This is a genomic window from Lentilactobacillus parakefiri, from assembly GCF_002157585.1.
In the GTDB taxonomy this organism is placed as follows: Bacteria; Bacillota; Bacilli; order Lactobacillales; family Lactobacillaceae; genus Lentilactobacillus; species Lentilactobacillus parakefiri.
Window position 1 is genome coordinate 1 of sequence record NZ_BDGB01000070.1, and the last position, 16,282, is coordinate 16,282.

The 16,282-nt window shown below is 43.3% G+C and carries 13 protein-coding genes and 1 tRNA gene; 12 read left to right on the forward strand and 2 right to left on the reverse strand.

Annotated features, from left to right (window positions below; genetic code table 11):
- The first annotated feature begins 203 nt into the window (after positions 1–203).
- The 7 genes from LPKJCM_RS07395 to LPKJCM_RS07420 all read left to right on the forward strand — a co-directional run bounded on the left by LPKJCM_RS07395 (position 204) and on the right by LPKJCM_RS07420 (position 5,337).
- A tRNA-Thr gene (locus tag LPKJCM_RS07395) sits at positions 204–276 on the forward strand.
- A gap of 438 nt (positions 277–714) precedes the next feature.
- Positions 715–1,209 carry an NEAT domain-containing protein gene (locus LPKJCM_RS13575; protein WP_225364156.1) on the forward strand — a complete coding sequence of 165 codons (495 nt, stop codon included), beginning with the start codon at positions 715–717 and terminating at the stop codon, positions 1,207–1,209.
- A gap of 78 nt (positions 1,210–1,287) precedes the next feature.
- Entirely contained in the window at positions 1,288–1,899 is a 612-nt protein-coding gene (locus LPKJCM_RS13580; protein WP_225364157.1) for an LPXTG cell wall anchor domain-containing protein, read from the forward strand.
- Positions 1,883–2,695 (forward strand): NEAT domain-containing protein, encoded by an 813-nt coding sequence (locus LPKJCM_RS07405; RefSeq protein WP_057963352.1) that lies wholly within the window; start codon positions 1,883–1,885, stop codon positions 2,693–2,695. Before LPKJCM_RS13580 ends, LPKJCM_RS07405 begins: the two co-directional genes overlap by 17 nt.
- A 17-nt stretch (positions 2,696–2,712) precedes the next feature.
- Entirely contained in the window at positions 2,713–3,618 is a 906-nt protein-coding gene (gene isdE, locus LPKJCM_RS07410) for a heme ABC transporter substrate-binding protein IsdE (protein WP_057963353.1), read from the forward strand.
- Complete coding sequence (locus tag LPKJCM_RS07415; RefSeq protein ID WP_057963354.1) at positions 3,615–4,580, forward strand: iron ABC transporter permease; 966 nt, start codon at positions 3,615–3,617, stop codon at positions 4,578–4,580. The genes isdE and LPKJCM_RS07415 overlap by 4 nt, the downstream gene beginning before the upstream one ends.
- Positions 4,561–5,337 (forward strand): ABC transporter ATP-binding protein, encoded by a 777-nt coding sequence (locus tag LPKJCM_RS07420; RefSeq protein ID WP_057963355.1) that lies wholly within the window; start codon positions 4,561–4,563, stop codon positions 5,335–5,337. Before LPKJCM_RS07415 ends, LPKJCM_RS07420 begins: the two co-directional genes overlap by 20 nt.
- A 70-nt stretch (positions 5,338–5,407) precedes the next feature.
- On the opposite strand, the gene LPKJCM_RS07425 is transcribed toward LPKJCM_RS07420, so the two are convergent.
- Positions 5,408–7,039 (reverse strand): NAD(P)/FAD-dependent oxidoreductase, encoded by a 1,632-nt coding sequence (locus tag LPKJCM_RS07425; protein ID WP_057963356.1) that lies wholly within the window; start codon positions 7,037–7,039, stop codon positions 5,408–5,410.
- 342 nt (positions 7,040–7,381) lie between these two features.
- Between LPKJCM_RS07425 and LPKJCM_RS07430 the strand changes: the two genes are divergently transcribed.
- The 4 genes from LPKJCM_RS07430 (at position 7,382) to cydC (ending at position 13,568) form a co-directional block, all read left to right on the forward strand.
- Positions 7,382–8,836 (forward strand): cytochrome ubiquinol oxidase subunit I, encoded by a 1,455-nt coding sequence (locus tag LPKJCM_RS07430; protein ID WP_057963357.1) that lies wholly within the window; start codon positions 7,382–7,384, stop codon positions 8,834–8,836.
- Positions 8,829–9,842, forward strand: a complete 1,014-nt coding sequence (cydB, locus tag LPKJCM_RS07435; protein ID WP_057963358.1) for a cytochrome d ubiquinol oxidase subunit II — start codon at positions 8,829–8,831, stop codon at positions 9,840–9,842. Before LPKJCM_RS07430 ends, cydB begins: the two co-directional genes overlap by 8 nt.
- A gap of 256 nt (positions 9,843–10,098) precedes the next feature.
- On the forward strand, positions 10,099–11,829 hold the full coding sequence (gene cydD / locus LPKJCM_RS07440; RefSeq protein WP_057963359.1) for a thiol reductant ABC exporter subunit CydD: 1,731 nt from the start codon (positions 10,099–10,101) through the stop codon (positions 11,827–11,829).
- Positions 11,826–13,568, forward strand: a complete 1,743-nt coding sequence (gene cydC / locus LPKJCM_RS07445; protein ID WP_057963360.1) for a thiol reductant ABC exporter subunit CydC — start codon at positions 11,826–11,828, stop codon at positions 13,566–13,568. The genes cydD and cydC overlap by 4 nt, the downstream gene beginning before the upstream one ends.
- Positions 13,569–13,781: 213 nt before the next feature.
- On the opposite strand, the gene LPKJCM_RS07450 is transcribed toward cydC, so the two are convergent.
- Positions 13,782–14,759 carry a polyprenyl synthetase family protein gene (locus tag LPKJCM_RS07450; protein ID WP_057963361.1) on the reverse strand — a complete coding sequence of 326 codons (978 nt, stop codon included), beginning with the start codon at positions 14,757–14,759 and terminating at the stop codon, positions 13,782–13,784.
- A 183-nt stretch (positions 14,760–14,942) separates the two neighbouring features.
- Between LPKJCM_RS07450 and LPKJCM_RS07455 the strand changes: the two genes are divergently transcribed.
- Complete coding sequence (locus LPKJCM_RS07455) at positions 14,943–16,271, forward strand: dihydrolipoyl dehydrogenase family protein (RefSeq protein ID WP_057963362.1); 1,329 nt, start codon at positions 14,943–14,945, stop codon at positions 16,269–16,271.
- The last annotated feature ends 11 nt before the right edge of the window (positions 16,272–16,282 follow it).

The window sequence follows — 16,282 nt, forward strand, 5'->3', positions numbered from 1 at the left end:
TCATAAAAAATACCTCCAAAGCTAAAGTTTTTACTTTAACTTTGGGGGTATAGCTCAAAATGTCCGCTTTTTTATTCTAATGATAAATAAAAAAACTGTCATCAGTAATAGATAAAAATCTATTACCAACAACAGATATTGTAGAACCTTTACTATCGGTGCTTTTTTTGATAATATCAATTTGTGCTGATCGATTCAATTATGCCGTTGTAGCTCAGAAGGTAGAGCATTTCCATGGTAAGGAAAAGGTCCCAGGTTCAAATCCTGGCAATGGCTGTCAGATGTTTTAATCCATAAACGGTTCAAGTGCTTCTAACCCTTTTAACGAGCGTTAGAAGCATTTTTACTAAGTCTGCATTCCCGACCCTTGCACCCAGGTAGGGCCAATCAACCCTTTTCTGATGATGTCAAAGATCGAGCCAGGAAAATCTGAGTAGTCGCCGATACAATGCGGCTATTCGTTACGGATCAGATTTATTTTTTGAGTGGAAAGGCGCCAAAATCATACTTGTCAATGGTTTGTGGTGCGACAGCCTCGATTAATGAATCCTATTCGCTGGTTGGATGGATTCCTATAAATATTTTGTCAAGAAAGCGCTTCAGAAAAAGTAATGCTTTTTGCCGGTCAATTCACAAATTTGTCGTTATTAATGTCCTCACAAATGGTAAACTTACTGTGTACAATTATTTTTATACCTAGAGGGGGATTTTCGCATGAAAAAACGTTTTGTGCATTTTATTCAATTTATTTTCGTAGCAATTATTTTTGCATTTGTGGGGGCAACAGGCTCAAGCAATGCCAAGGCCGATTCAGTCAGCCTAAGTGACGCATCTTATACGGTACCAATTACTTTATTAAAAAGTGGTAGCAGCTCACAATCAATGGCCAACCACTTTTTTGACCAGACTGCCAAAGTAACGGTATCTAAAGGAGTTTATACCACAGTCATTACGACTAACGGTGCCAACTATATCGCTAGTATGACCATGGGTGGGCAAAGTGTGGCACCTGTGGTAACTTCTGGTAATAACGGAACCCTGACGTTTAATTTAACCAATCCAAGCAACAACATGCCAGTGAGTTTTGTGCTTTACAATATTCCGGTTATTCAAAGAATGGAAGAATCTGCCAACTTTTCCTTTGACTGGGCAGATGCTGTAAAAGTGCCTGGTTCAGATTCCACGTCAACAAGTAGTCCCACTGATTAAAGTACAGCAACCACACCGTCAGACACCAGCAGTAGTGCCACAACGCCGGCTGCCAGCAGCAGTTCAACTGAAACACCAGTGCAAACGGCCACGCCAGTCGCAACCAAAAAGAAGGCTACTGCTCAAGCAAAAGTACCAACCACGACTCGGAAGTATGTGGTTTTAAAAGGTGACTCGAACGCCAAATCAATGGCAAACCAATACTACACTCGAACAGCGGTAATCAAGAAGGTTGCCAAACACTATAACGTTCAACTGAAGGTTGCTTACAAGAAGAGCTTAAAGTTGGGATCAAAGGCTGTTCGCCCCGTGACTATCAATGGGCGTAAAGTAAAGTCATCAGTTGTTAGTTATGGTCAAACCAGTAAATACTACACCATGACTTATTCATTTAATATTTCATCATTCAAAACATTGAAGAAAGTCATCAAGGGTTCAATCCACGTGGTTGTTCCACAGGCACAGATCAATACAACTTGGCCAGTCCGCTTTAAGTTTAGTCAAAAAGCACCTGCCAAAGCCAGCAAGCACATTGTAATTGCAACTCCCGTTAGCAAAGCAGTTGCGCCAAGCCAAACCAAATTACCACAAACCGGAGAGGCTAAACAGACCGGTCTATCAATGCTTGGATTAGTTTTGGCATCAGGATTATCATTTGTTTGGGGGAGTAATCATGGAATCGTCAAATAGAACGAAGTGGCTCTTGGGCCTCTTTGTTGCCCTTTTTCTATTCATCATCTCCTTCACTTCAGCTAATGCACAAACCATCGCTTACCATCCATTGCGTTACGGAACTAATCAAACCTCAATGGCAGATGGCTATTTTGTTAAGCCAGCTAATGTGGTGGTTAAGAATCATTTATATTATGTGACGATGGAAATAAAAACCGCTAAAAGTTTGTCATCATTTCCTGTCAAAGTTAACTGGGTGAATGGGAAAGCGCCTTTAAATGTCCGCCGAATGAAAGATCGGGCAGGAAATTCATTGATGTACTATTCATTTTATGCTAATAATTTAAAAAAAAGGATCAATGCCAAACTCGCAATCGATGTCCCAAAGGTATACAAGGCTCACCATCTGATTTCCTTCAAATTTAGTACCGCTGGACTACCAAGTTTGGGACACAGTCATGTCGTTGCCACGCCAAAAAAGACGCCAACGACACCTAAAGCGTCTACCAGTGCTAGTACAAAATCACAGCAAACTAGCAGTCAGCCTAAAGCCAAACAGCCAAAGAAGACTAAAAAGACAGCAAACAATCCAAAGAAAGCCAGCTCAACCAAGAAAAAGCAGCCAAAAGCAAAACATCTTACTGCTAAGAAAGCTTCATCAAAACCCAGCAAATCCAGTAGTAATCTTACTAAGCCAGCTCAGAAAACTTCAAGTAAACCACAGTCCAAAAAAAGTGGGGTTCCTTGGATTGTCGGTGGCGTCACTGTCATTGCCGGGCTCTCAGCCGGGTTGTGGATCTACTTTAAGCACTAGAGGGGGCAATAACAATCATGAAAGGATCTCGTAAGATCGCTTTAATTGTGCTCTCGCTTGTGTTGGTGATTGGGGTGGCTGCCGGCTTCTTCATGAGTCGCGTTGGTACGGCTAACCATCAGAAAAAAGCCAGAATTGTTGCCACGACATTTGCGGTTGTTCAAATTGCAGATAAGCTTGATCTGCCATTAGTCGGCGTGCCGACGACTCAAAACAAAATTCCAGCGCGTTATGCTCATGTTGCTCGGGTTGGCAATCCGATGAATCCGAGTGTTGAAAAGATTGCCAGTTTGAAGCCGACGGTTGTCTATTCAGTGACGACTCTTCAAGATCAATTTGGGAAAGCGTTCAAGGAGCGACATATTACGCCTCATTTTCTTAATTTGACCAGCGTTTCCAAATTGAAACAAACGGTGACTGAAATGGGAAAACAGTATCATCGCACTCATAAAGCCAAACAGGCTGTTGATGAAATCAATCACACGGAACAACAAGTTCAAATGGTTGCCAAACGCCATCCCGAAAAACCTCGTGTGCTTGTCTTAATGGGCCTACCTGGGGCTTCATATATGATCGCGACTAATCAATCTTACGTTGGTGATTTAGTATCAATTGCTGGGGGTCACAATGTTTTTTCCTCCAAGACACAGGAGTTTGTTTCACCGAATGATGAAGCAATCAAAAAAGCGCAACCACAGGTTATCCTGAGGTTAGCGCATGCATTACCTAACATTGTGATTCCACAATTTGATTCAGCCTTTAAATCTGATCCAATGTGGCGGACACTTCCAGCCGTTAAGAATCACCGGGTTTATGATCTCGAAGAGCCCAATTTTGATGCAACTGCTAATATGCGTGCTTCAAGAGCCTTGATGATTGTTTCGAATTGGCTATATCCGAAAGAAGGGGGCCAAACGAAGTGACCAAATCTGAAAAAGTATGGTATCCAATCATTTTGGTGATGCTTGTCATCACCATTTTGTTTGCGATGATGCTTGGAGCCAGCTTCATTACTCCGCAGCAAATGGTAACCGCTTTTAAAGGTGGCAACCCTAATCAACTGGATATTTTAATCAACATTCGCTTTCCACGAATTCTAGCGGCCATGCTTTGTGGCGGCATGCTTGCAGTAGCGGGGGCCGCCAGTCAGGCTGCTTTTCGAAACGTGTTGGCAGATCCGAGCATTCTAGGAGTCACCAGCGCCTCAGATTTCTTTATCCTCATTGGTGCTATATTGATTCCGGCGTTTCCTGGGAGTAAACTGCTCTTCTCTATTTTGGGTGGTTTGTTTGCGTTAGCACTATTAACTAGGGGGCCAGCACTCAAGAGTCCGTATCGGTTAATTATTATCGGTGTGGCGATGATGCTGACCTTCACGGGCTTTGAGCAGCTTTTTGCCAATGGCTTTGGCGGCCAGACACTTGGTTCGTTTAACGGGATTACCTGGTCACAGACCGAGATGCTATTATTGTTGGGTGTCAGCGGGATGATCGCTGCGGTCATCATTTCTCCATGGGCTAACTATCTCAAGCTATCCACCGAGCAGTTGCAAACAAAAGGGGTTTCAGTGTCACTGATGCGAATTGCATTGCTTTTGGTGGTTGTCTACCTTTCCTCTGGCGTTTCTTCAGTTGTTGGAACTGTTCCATTCATGGGAATCGTTGTGCCCAATGTTGTCCGTTATTTGGTTGGGCGAGATTATCAAACCATTATCCCGTTGTCGATGTTAGTGGGTGCTTGGTTGCTGTTAGTTGTTGACACTATCGGCCGAATTGCCGTGTTACCCAGCGAGCTGTCGGCTGCGGTCATTATGACCGTCATTGGCGGTCCGTTCCTAATCTTGATGCTGCAAAGGAAGAATTTTAATGGACTTAAATCAAGTTAGTTATCATTATCCACAACAACCAATTCTTTTAAACCACATTAGTGCACGGGTTCCAGTAGGGCACATTTTGTCGATTATTGGTCCAAATGGTGCCGGTAAATCAACGTTACTGAAGTTAATGACTGGAATCATTCAACCGTCCGCCGGCCAAGTTCAATTGGATGGGCAGCCGATTAGTTCGATTCCGCAAAAACAATTGGCCACTAAGGTTGCATTGGTCAGCCAGCAAAACGATATTTTTGATGATATGAAAGTCATTGACGTTGTTAAAACCGGCAGGCTGGCCCACCATAATTTGTTAGCAACGATTGCGGATGATGAAGTGGCCCAATACATCCAAGCTACCCATTTAGATGCGCTGGCACAGCGCCCGATGTCTTCGTTGTCTGGCGGCCAACGCCAACGGGTTTGGTTGGCTTCAGCTCTTGCCCAGGATCCCAACTATTTACTGTTAGATGAGCCAACTACTTATCTGGATATTCATTATCAAGCAGAACTAATGGCTATTTTGAGCCGACTAAATCAGCAGAAACACATCACGGTTATCATGGTGCTCCATGATATTAATCAGGCATTTAAGATTAGTGACGTACTATGGCTGGTTAAGCAAGGGCAATTGGTCAAGGTTGCCCCTCCAGCTGAATGTTATGATCGTCAGTTGTTGGCATCGATATTTGAAACAAATATTCAGATCGTTGATGTGCCCAATTATGGTAAATATATTGTTGAAATTCCAGAAGTTAGGGCTGAATCATAATTGAGTCAAAAAATAAACTCAGCGTAAATTGCAGTATTGCAATTTACGCTGAGTTTATTTTTTATATCAATTACTGATTATTTTTGTAAATGGATTTTGGGACTCCATAACGTGAATGACCCCAAGTCTTCTGCAACCATGGAACGAACCAGTAATCCAATCCAATTGAACGACCAGATCCGTTCATCAATGCAATCGCCGCAAAGACGATCCAAGCGTGCGGCCAACTGGCAATTCCCATAAAGAAGATAATGATTAATGCCAAATTAGCAATCCAGGTAAATAGGCCAAAGAACAACAGACAGCCAATAATTGCTTCAATTGCTGTCAGACCAAAACCAACCGGAATAATGACGTTGTATGAAAAGGCGTCAACCATTAAGACAATTCCCAAGAACATTCTCAAGGGGACACTCCACAAAGCGTTACTCTGTCGAGCGGTAATGCCAGGTAGGACGGTCCGATTATTATTGACCCTGAAGAATTCGTCCAGGATATACTGCATCATGAAGTAACCCGAATGAATTCGCATAAAGTAAAGTAAGTTGGTCCCATGCTTCATAATGGTTGCCAGCCAGCCACGCACCCGCTTGCCGCCAAAGACCTGTGCAATACCGTAGTAGGCACCAAATGAAACGGTAAAGCCCATATTCTTGTCGTGGAACTCAGTGTAGTTATGGTTGCCTTCAATGTCAGCAGCAATGTTAGCCGAAGAAACGGTGGCTTCATTTTCAGCTTCCTGCGCAGTTTGTGGAACAGCCCGCTCTGCGCCTTGTTCAGTGGCATTAGCATCATCACCGGCAACGTAGATACTTTTATCTTCAAAGCCTTTGGCCTGAAGATATTGGTTGGTAACCAAACGACCGCCACGGCCAGCGTCAATCCCGAAACTGTCGGCAACGTGGTTGGTTTTAACACCAGCGGTCCAAATCAAGGTGTTGGTTGGAATTGAATCCTGATCTTTAATGTCAACACTGTCCGGATTAACTGAGGTGATCATTGAAGAAGTTCGAATTTCAACGTTATTCTTCTTGATGTATTTCTCAGCATGAGCAGCGTTTGTTCGATCCAACATATTAATGATGGTTGGTGCGGCTTCTACCAGTAAGACGTGGATTTCACTTGGATCCAGTTTGTAGTCCTTTGCCAATACTTTCTTATAGTCAATCAGTTCACCAATTGTTTCGGCACCGGTAAATCCAGACCCACAAACGACGATGGTTAACATGGCTCTTCGTTTGTCAGGATCGCGTTCGATGGCACCTTTGGCAACGATATTTCTGATGTGGGCTCGAAGTCGTAATGCATCTTCCATTGACCAAAGTGTGAAGCCGTTCTCCTTAACACCAGGGGTGCCAAAGTCGTTTGGTTCGCCACCCATACTGATGAGTAGGCTGTCAAATGGGTAAGTCCCATTTTCACCATTGACAACTTTTTTGTCCTTATCAACGGAAGCAACATTATCCGTAATCAGCTGAACATTCTTTTGTTTGTGAAAAATTCGTTCCAGATCATACTGAATGCTGTTTGGGTCAACCCGTTCGGTGGCAACTTCGTGCAGCCGAGTGAGGTAAGTGAAGTACGAGTGACGATCGATCAAGGTGATTTTGACGTCAGAGTTGCTTTTGAAGCGTTTTGCCAATTTTTTGGTTGCGTAAACGCCCGCAAAACCGGCACCAATGACGACGATATTCTTTATCATGAAAATTTCCCCCTTTGAAATAATTAGAATAAGATTGCTTTAGAAAATTACAATAATAGCATAAACTAATCTTATCACCCTTATTATAAATGTGGGGTAGGCAATTGTCTAATGAAAGCCATTGCAATAATTTCACAAACATTTTTGCCCAAAAATGGGGCGCCAGTTGGATTGATTGATGGCGGTTACATCATTTTGAACAGATTGGGGCAACCGGTGTGCAGGATTATGAGTAATTGCTGATAATTAATACTGATTTTGATTGAATGTTGACCCGTTTCTATATACAATGGGGGTATATGAGGATAACTCATTAATATTTAGTAAGGGGGGGATACAATAATGTTAAATATTGGTGTCACGATGCTTGGGTTGTCGCGGTTTCAATTCGCGATGACCACGGTGTTTCACTTCTTCTTCGTACCATTTTCCATTGGTTTAGCTTTTATTGTTGCAATTATGGAAACATGTTATGTTGCGACCAAGGATGAAACATACAAAAACATGACAAAATTTTGGGGGAAGATTTTCCTGTACAGTTTTGCCGTTGGTGTTGTAACTGGTATTATTCAAGAGTTCCAGTTCGGAATGAACTGGTCGGATTATTCAAGATTCATGGGGGATATTTTTGGTGCGCCACTGGCAATTGAAGCTTTGGCTGCCTTCTTCATGGAGTCTACGTTTATTGGTCTTTGGATGTTCACCTGGGATCGCTTCAATAAAGTGGTTCACTGTTTATTCATTTGGCTGACTGCTTTTGGTTCAACATTATCCGCACTCTGGATTTTGGCCGCCAACAGTTTTATGCAAAATCCAGTTGGTTATGCGATGAATGCACCGCAACACAAAGTTGAAATGACCAGCTTCTCTGCTGTTATTATGAACCGTCAGCTGTGGAATGAATTCCCACACGTTATTTTCGGCGCATTTTTAACGGCTGCATTTGTTGTTGCAGGCTGTTCCGCATGGCGTTTACTTAAGAAGGATCATGAACACTTCTACCGTAAGTCCATGAAAGTTTCATTGATTATTGGATTGATTGCCTGCTTAGGTTCAGTATGGTCAGGTGATACGCAAACGCGTTATCTTATCAACAATCAGCCAATGAAGTACGCTGCAATGGAAGGCCTTTGGAAGAATTCTACTCAAAAAGGCGATTGGACGATTATCCAAGGAACTAAGAATCATAAGACAACTTGGTCAATTGAAATTCCTTATGTGTTGAATATTTTAGGCCACCACAGTTTGAACGGAACCTTTAAAGGACAACAACAAGTTAATAAGGAACTCAAAGCAAAGTATAATAAGAATGGCGAAACACGTAACTACTATGTTCCGACTAGAACCTTATTCTATAGCTTTAGAATTATGGCAGTTTCTGCCGGCTTGTTTGCATTAGTTGCCATTATTGGATTATGGTTCAACCGTAAGAAATCACAAAGCATTATGAGGCAACGCTGGTTCCTATATCTCATGGGCTTGATGATTTGGCTGCCGTTTATCGTTAATACCTGTGGCTGGTTCGTCACCGAATTTGGCCGTTATCCATGGGTTGTTTATGGATTGCTGACCATCGCTGATGCCGTTTCACCAACGTCTACCGTGGCAAGCTTGATGTTTACCAACATCGTTTACTTCTTGATCTTTGCATCGCTGGGTGCTGTCATGATTATCCTGAGTCATCGAGTTCTCAAACAAGGCCCAGATTCAGTTGAGACTGATGGCTACTCAAGCGAACCACAACCATCAGACAAAAAGGTAGATCCATACGAAATGGGGGCGGCTCATAATGACTAGTTATCAATTTATTTGGTTCCTATTGATTGGCGTGTTGTTTAGTGGCTTCTTCTTCCTGGAAGGATTTGATTTTGGTATTGGAATGTCCGTTCGATTCTTTGCTAAGAACCGGGCTGAACGTGATACCGTTATCCAAACGATCGGTCCGCACTGGGATGGAAATGAAGTTTGGCTGATCACTGCCGGTGGTGCAATGTTTGCATCATTCCCAATGTGGTACGCTTCATTATTCTCAGGATATTACATCGTGTTGTTCTTAATTTTAGTTGCCTTGATTTTCCGTGGTGTTTCATTTGAATTTCGGGCCAACATGCAGACGGATACTTGGCGTAATTTCTGGGAATGGGCATCCTCAATCGGTAGCTTCTGTGCAGCATTCTTATTTGGCATGATGTTTACCAGTATGATTCAAGGGGTTCCGATTGACAAAAATGGTGACATTTTTGGTAGCTTCACGACCTATGTCAACTGGTTCTCAATTGTCGGCGGTGTTGCCGTTTCGCTGCTTTGCTTCATTCACGGGTTAAACTTCTTGCGTTTGAAGACCAGCGGTGAATTAAGGCAACGAGCAGAAAAGTGGAGCAAAGTCCTCTATCCGGTTCTATTGGCAGGCGAGGTAGTCTTTGTTATCTTACTTTACTTAACAACTGACTTCTTCACTCGTAAGCCAATGTCAACTTGGGGAATCTTGATTGCGCTGGTTATCTTTACCTTAGCTGCATGGTGGGGCGCACAGTCCAGCCACGATTGGGCATCATTCATTGCAAGTGGGCTTTCCTTAATCAGTGTCGTTGTTTTGATTTTCAACGGCTTGTTCCCACGGGTGATGATTGCGACTAACAATGCAAATTCAATTTTAATTAAAAATGCTTCAAGCTCACCATACACGCTGCATTTGATGACGATTTTAACATTCACGATCTTGCCGATTGTTCTCATTTACTTCATTTGGAGTTATTGGGTATTCTACAAGCGAATTAAGTCACCGAAGCAAGTTGCTGAATAGTCTTCTCTGACCCAACTCGTTCAGAAAGATGACTTTTAGCTATGTATGCAGATGAACTAAAAAGCCAGTGATAAACGTATTTTCGTTTATTACTGGCTTTTTTGGGTTGTCCAGAATGTTTGTGGGTGTCGTCAGAATGTAAAATCGCTGGTAAAACCAAATAAACCCAGAAATAAACCGCTCACATATTTCATTGTGCGCAACAATTCTTTATACTAGGTATTGTAATTAATTTTGTTCTGGGGGAGTGAAAAGTTTGATTGATAAAAGATTGTTTGATCTGCCGGGAATGAAAAAGTATGTCGTCATTTTAGGGATACTGGTCTTCATCCAGGCAATCGCAATAATTGCTCAGGCTCGTGCACTGTCAATTGCGATCGTGAACTTGTGGAATCTGCAGTCGATCAACACAATTATTGGCCCAATCATTGTGTTTACCGTTGCATTTTTAGCGCGGCATTTATTGACAGTCGCTGAAAACCACGTTCTATTTCCATTTGTCGAAAAGACGAGTGGCGATATGCGTGAAGATTTAATGGCCAAAATCTTTCGATTGGGACCTGCTGAAATTGACAAACGAGGAACTGGCAACATTGTCACGATGGCACTTGAAGGCATTGATCAGGTTCAGACCTATTTGATGTTGGTCGTGATCAAGATTTTGGATATGTCAATTACACCATGGCTAATCCTGCTATATGTTCTGTTTCTACGTTGGGAACAAGCAATTTTCTTATTTGCTATATTTCCGGTTATCATTTTATTTATGATTATTCTTGGACTTGCAGCTCAAAGTAAGGCTGATCGGCAATATGAGGGCTACCAATGGCTTTCTAATCACTTTGTGGATACCTTACGGGGACTTCCAACCTTGAAGCAGCTGGGCCTTTCTAAGCGCTATGCCGACAATGTTTATGAAGTCAGCGAATCTTATCGGAAAGAAACCATGTCTACGTTAAGAATTGCTTTAACGTCTACTTTTGCATTGGACTTTTTTACCACCTTGTCGATCGCGGTAGTGGCCGTCTTTCTAGGATTTGATTTGATGGATGGTAAAGTGATGCTTCTGCCGGCGCTGACAATTCTGGTACTCGCACCAGAGTATTTTCTGCCAATTCGGAACTTTGCGAATGATTACCATGCTACCTTGAATGGTAAAAACGCAATGAGTGCCGTCATGGATGTGCTTCATGAACCTGAAATGAGTCAGCGGGAAGTTTTACCTGATTTGAAGTGGAACGATGATTCAACATTGAAGTTGAACCAGGTTTCTTTGACCTATCCGGGAAGCAAGGAACCAACCCTAAAAGATATTTCAATTGATGTCAAAGGGATGCACAAGATTGGGATTATTGGCGCATCAGGGTCTGGAAAGTCTACCCTGATTAACCTGATTGGCGGATTCCTATCCCCGGATGGTCAAAATCAAATCTCGATTAACGGCCAGCCACTGCCACATTTGAACCAAGCTAACTGGCAGAAAAACTTTCTGTATATTCCCCAAAACCCATATCTCTTTCACGCCACTTTAGCGGCTAACATTTCCTTTTACGTAGCCGGAGCTTCTGAGGCTGCGATTACCAGTGCCGCGGACAAAGCTGGTCTGAGTGACTGGATCAAAACCTTGCCTAACGGACTCAACACCATGATCGGTGAGGGAGCTCGAACGGTCAGCGGTGGTCAGGCACAGCGGATTGCTTTGGCGCGTGCCTTTCTCGATCCAAACCGAAAAGTGCTTTTATTTGATGAACCGACCGCTCATTTGGATATTGAAACCGAAGCCGGTTTGAAGCAGGATATTTTACCGGTCTTCAATAATCACTTGGTATTCTTCGCAACTCATAGGCTGCACTGGATTGGTGAAATGGACTACGTTTTGGTGATGGATCATGGCCGATTGGTTGAACAAGGGATCCCTGACCAACTCGCCCAGCGAAATGGCGATTATGTCAAACTTCGTTCAGAAATGGAGGCGGCAGACCTATGAAGAATCTAAAAAAAACGTTTGAAAACGATACCTGGGTCATGCCTTATCTGCGCAAATATAAAGGTTTATTGGTTCTGGTCTTATTCCTAGGTTTCATGACCTTCTTTTCCGGTGGGGCGTTGATGTTTAACTCGGGTTATCTAATTAGTGAAGCTGCCAGACAGCCGGCCAGCATTATTTATATTTACGTGCCGGTTGTTTTAGCCCGCGCCTTTGGGATCGCCCGACCAGTCTTTAGATATGTTGAACGGTTGACGAGTCACAATTGGGTGCTTAGAATCGTCTCTGATTTCAGGAAAAAGTTGTATCAAACTGTTGAACAAAAGGCCTCTGCCATTCAACGTTCTCATCAAACTGGTGACATTTTGAGTATTCTGGCAGATGATATTGATCACATTGAAAATTTGTATCTGCGAACCGTTTTTCCGATGGTTATTGGTTGGCTGTTGTACATTTTTATGGTGATCGGAGTCGGATCTTTGAACTGGGGCGTTGGTCTATTAATGCTGCTGTTATTGGGTATTATTACCATTGTGATGCCTCTGGCTTCTGTAGCAACCAACGGCGTTCGTGAATTTAAGCAGCATCAGATTCAACATACCTTTTATACCAATTTGACTGATGAAGTTTTAGGCTTAGGTGATTGGCTCATTTCTGGCCGTTATAACGATTTTATTAATCTTCAAAAGAAGCCAATCAAATCGATTGCGGCCTTACGAAAGCGCGACCATTACTTCCAGTGGTGGCGGTCATTTCTAGTTCAAATTGTCATTTTACTCACTACGTTGGTGCTATTGGTTTGGTCAGCAAATCAATTTACATCATCCAAATCTTTGGCTAATTGGGTTGCTGCCTTCGCACTGGCGATTTTTCCTGCAGTGTCCCCATTTGTCAATATGAGTCAAGGTGCCAGTGAATGGCCGGTTTACAAGCGCTCAATTGAACGAGTGAACGCGCTGGACGACGGTGGTGTTCAACCCGTTGAACAGACGTCTTTGGCTGAACCATTTAACCAGCTTTCCATCAACAATTTGACTTTCAAATACGCAGATGGCAACAGAAATGTGGTTAAAAATATCTCAATGACGATTCACCCAGGGGAGAAGGTTGCACTGCTTGGACCCAGCGGAACTGGGAAGAGTACCTTTTTGAAATTGGTAGTTGGTGATTTGACGCCATCAGATGGTCAAGTACTGATTAACCAGCAAAACATCTTAAGTCTGCAGGATGTCCGCTCATCTTTGTTCGGTATTCTTGACCAGCAACCGTATCTTTTTGACACGACGGTGATGAACAATGTCCGATTGGGAAACGTGAATGCAAGTGACCAACAGGTAAAGGATGCCATCGCAGCTGTTGGACTTAAGGATTTAATTGAGTCTCTGCCCGACAAGTACGATACCCAAGTTCAAGAGGCGGGTAAACGTTTTTCTGGTGGTGAGCGTCAGCGGCTGTCACTGGCTCGAATTTTACTCCAGGATGCACCGATTATTATTTTGGATGAGCCAACGGTTAGTTTGGATCCAATCACTGAAAAGAAGTTATTGGACAAAGTATTTGAGTTACTCCACGACAAGACCATCATCTGGGTAACTCATCATTTGGCAGGTATCGCCCATGTCGATCAAGTTCGTTTCATGGAAAACGGCCAGTTCGATATGCAAGGTACCCCGCAGGAATTGTATAAGACTCAACCAAGATTCAGACAACTGTACGATTTGGATAGAGGAAGAGTGTGACGGGAGCCGGTTAGCTTTTGAGCATTAGTGTGATAACAGTAGTTGACGCTGGTCTTGCGTCGGCTACTGTTATCGGACTAAGCGGAGAAAGCTGGCTCACGGAGCACGTTTCGGTCAGTAACGGGCTTTGACCTTGAGTCACGTTAAGCACAAAAAATTGCCACAACTCGTGGGACAACGTGTCCTTTGGGTTGTGGCAATTTTTTTGAAATTTTACTGTTTTCGGGTCAATAATAGCTGAGTCAACGCCTGCAGATCGTGCTTGGCCTTTTGCTCAGGCAATTGGGCAATCAATTGTTGGGCTTTGGCCGTTAATTGATTAGCCGCTTGGATTGCCTGATTCAAACCACCTGACTGCACAACAATTGTTTGTATCTCAGCAATATCATCGTGCGTCAGTTGTTCGCGCTTATCCAACAGCGGTTTTAACTGTTTTCGAGCTGTCTGTAGGGCAAGTATCAGTGGCAGCGTGTAGACCCCGGACTTTAGGTCTTCAAGGACCGGCTTCTTTGTCTGGTGAGGATCACCACTGTAATCTAAAATATCATCTAAAATCTGGTAGGCTTGACCGATTGCCAAACCGATTTGGCCGCCAAGCTTGAAAATTTCGTTAGATGCCTGGGAGACAAGCGCACTTTGCTGGAAACAAAGCCTAAATAATTCGGCAGTCTTGCCGGTAATTTCATGAAAATAATCTGCCTCCGTCATTTGTTGATTGAAGTTGTACTTCATTTGATCCAATTCACCAGCCAAAATGGTTTGCATGGCATCGACGTGTCGCTTCATATTCACCGGGTCCTGCGTTGATTTGAGCACCTGGTTAAAGTAACACGTGAAGAGGTAATCACCGGCATAAATGGCGTTTTTTTGGCCATATTCGGTATGAATCGTCTCAACGCCTCGACGAATTGGTGATTCATCAATGACATCATCATGAATCAGGGTTGCGACATGTAACAATTCAACCGCAGCAGCACCGGCCTTAATTCTAGCGGGATCTCCCCCTTGGCCAAACTCTGAATATATGTAAAAGAAGCCGGGGCGCAAGAATTTGCCGCCGGATTTTAACAACTGGCTGATCTTATGGTGAATCGGTTGGTTAGGAAGGTTAACGGCGTTTAACAAATAGGGTTCCAAAGCTATTAATTTTAGATTAATGCGCGGAAATTGGCGCCAAAGTGCATGGACCATGATATACCTCAATTTAATAAAATTTTAATTACATTATCTAAGATACAAATTCCATGGTGAGTTGTCAATCAACGCAACGTGGAAATATTTCCGAAGTGTTGTACAATAGATTTAAGGTTCAGAAATGATCACTGTGTCATATTAGCAATTAATGATTAATTTAGCCTTTATGGAGGAATAGGAATGACAAAACAATACGATGTCGTTATTCTTGGTGGCGGGGTTGCCGGTGGGTCTCTGGCACACTCGCTTAGAAGACAGCATAAAACCGTGGCAGTCGTCGAAGACAATTTGTTTGGTGGCACCTGTCCCAACCGGGGATGTGATCCAAAGAAAATTTTAATGTCTGGCTTAGAGGTTACCCAAGTTGTCAGCGATATGCAGGGAAACGGGATTACCGGCAGTGTGTCGGTTAATTGGCCGGATCTTATGCGTCACAAGCGGCAGTATACGAATCCAATTTCAGATGCCACTCGAAATGGCTTAATTTCAGATGGGGTGGATACCTATCATGAACATGCCCATTTTAATTCTGACGGGCTGCTTGATGCTGGTAACCAAATCCTGGCTGGGAAGCAATATGTTATTGCAACTGGTCAGCGCCCGGCCATCTTGGCCATTCCCGGCAGTCAATTTTTCAAAACCAGCACTGACTTTTTGAACCTGGATAACCTGCCAAAGGACGTGACCTTTGTCGGTGGTGGCTACATCGGTTTTGAATTGGCCGGCATTGCCCGAGCTGCCGGAGCAACTGTCCATCTGGTTCATCATAATAATCGGCCTCTCAAACAATTTGATCAGCAATTAGTCTATGAGGAAATCAAGCGACTATCCAAGCTGGGAGTTGATTTTCATCTGAACACTGACGTTGAGAAGATCACACAGGTTGGTGAGCAATTTGTCTTGTCGGGAGAAAAATTTCGACTGCCGACGGATATGGTCTTCTGCACGGCGGGGAGGATTCCCAATGTGGACACACTTGGTTTGGAAAATGTTGGGGTGAAGGTCGACCAACACGGTGTTATCGTGGACGATCACTTAAAGACGTCGAATCCAAACATCTTTGCAATGGGGGATGTGGTCAGTACCAAACGTCCCAAGTTAACGCCGGTTGCCGGTTTTGAAGCGGGCTATTTGGCAAGCTATTTTAACGGTGCAACCGATCCGATTCAATTTAAAGCAATCCCAACAATTGTGTTTGGCCAGCCGTCACTGGGCCAAGTGGGATTGCCGTCGAGTGTGGCGACTGATGATAGTCGATATATGCTGATTACCAATGATATGACCAAGTGGTACAGCTATCATCGATTAAACGAACCATTGGCCAAGGCAAAGGTGGTTATTGATCGTGATGCAGAAACCGTCGTTGGGGCAACTGTGTTAAGTAATCACGCCGATTATTTGATCAATATCTTAACGATGATGATCGATCAGCAAATGAAAATCGGCGACTTCAACCAACAAATCCTCGCTTATCCTACTGTGGCGAGTGATGTGCAGTATTTGATATAGAGAGTGCAATT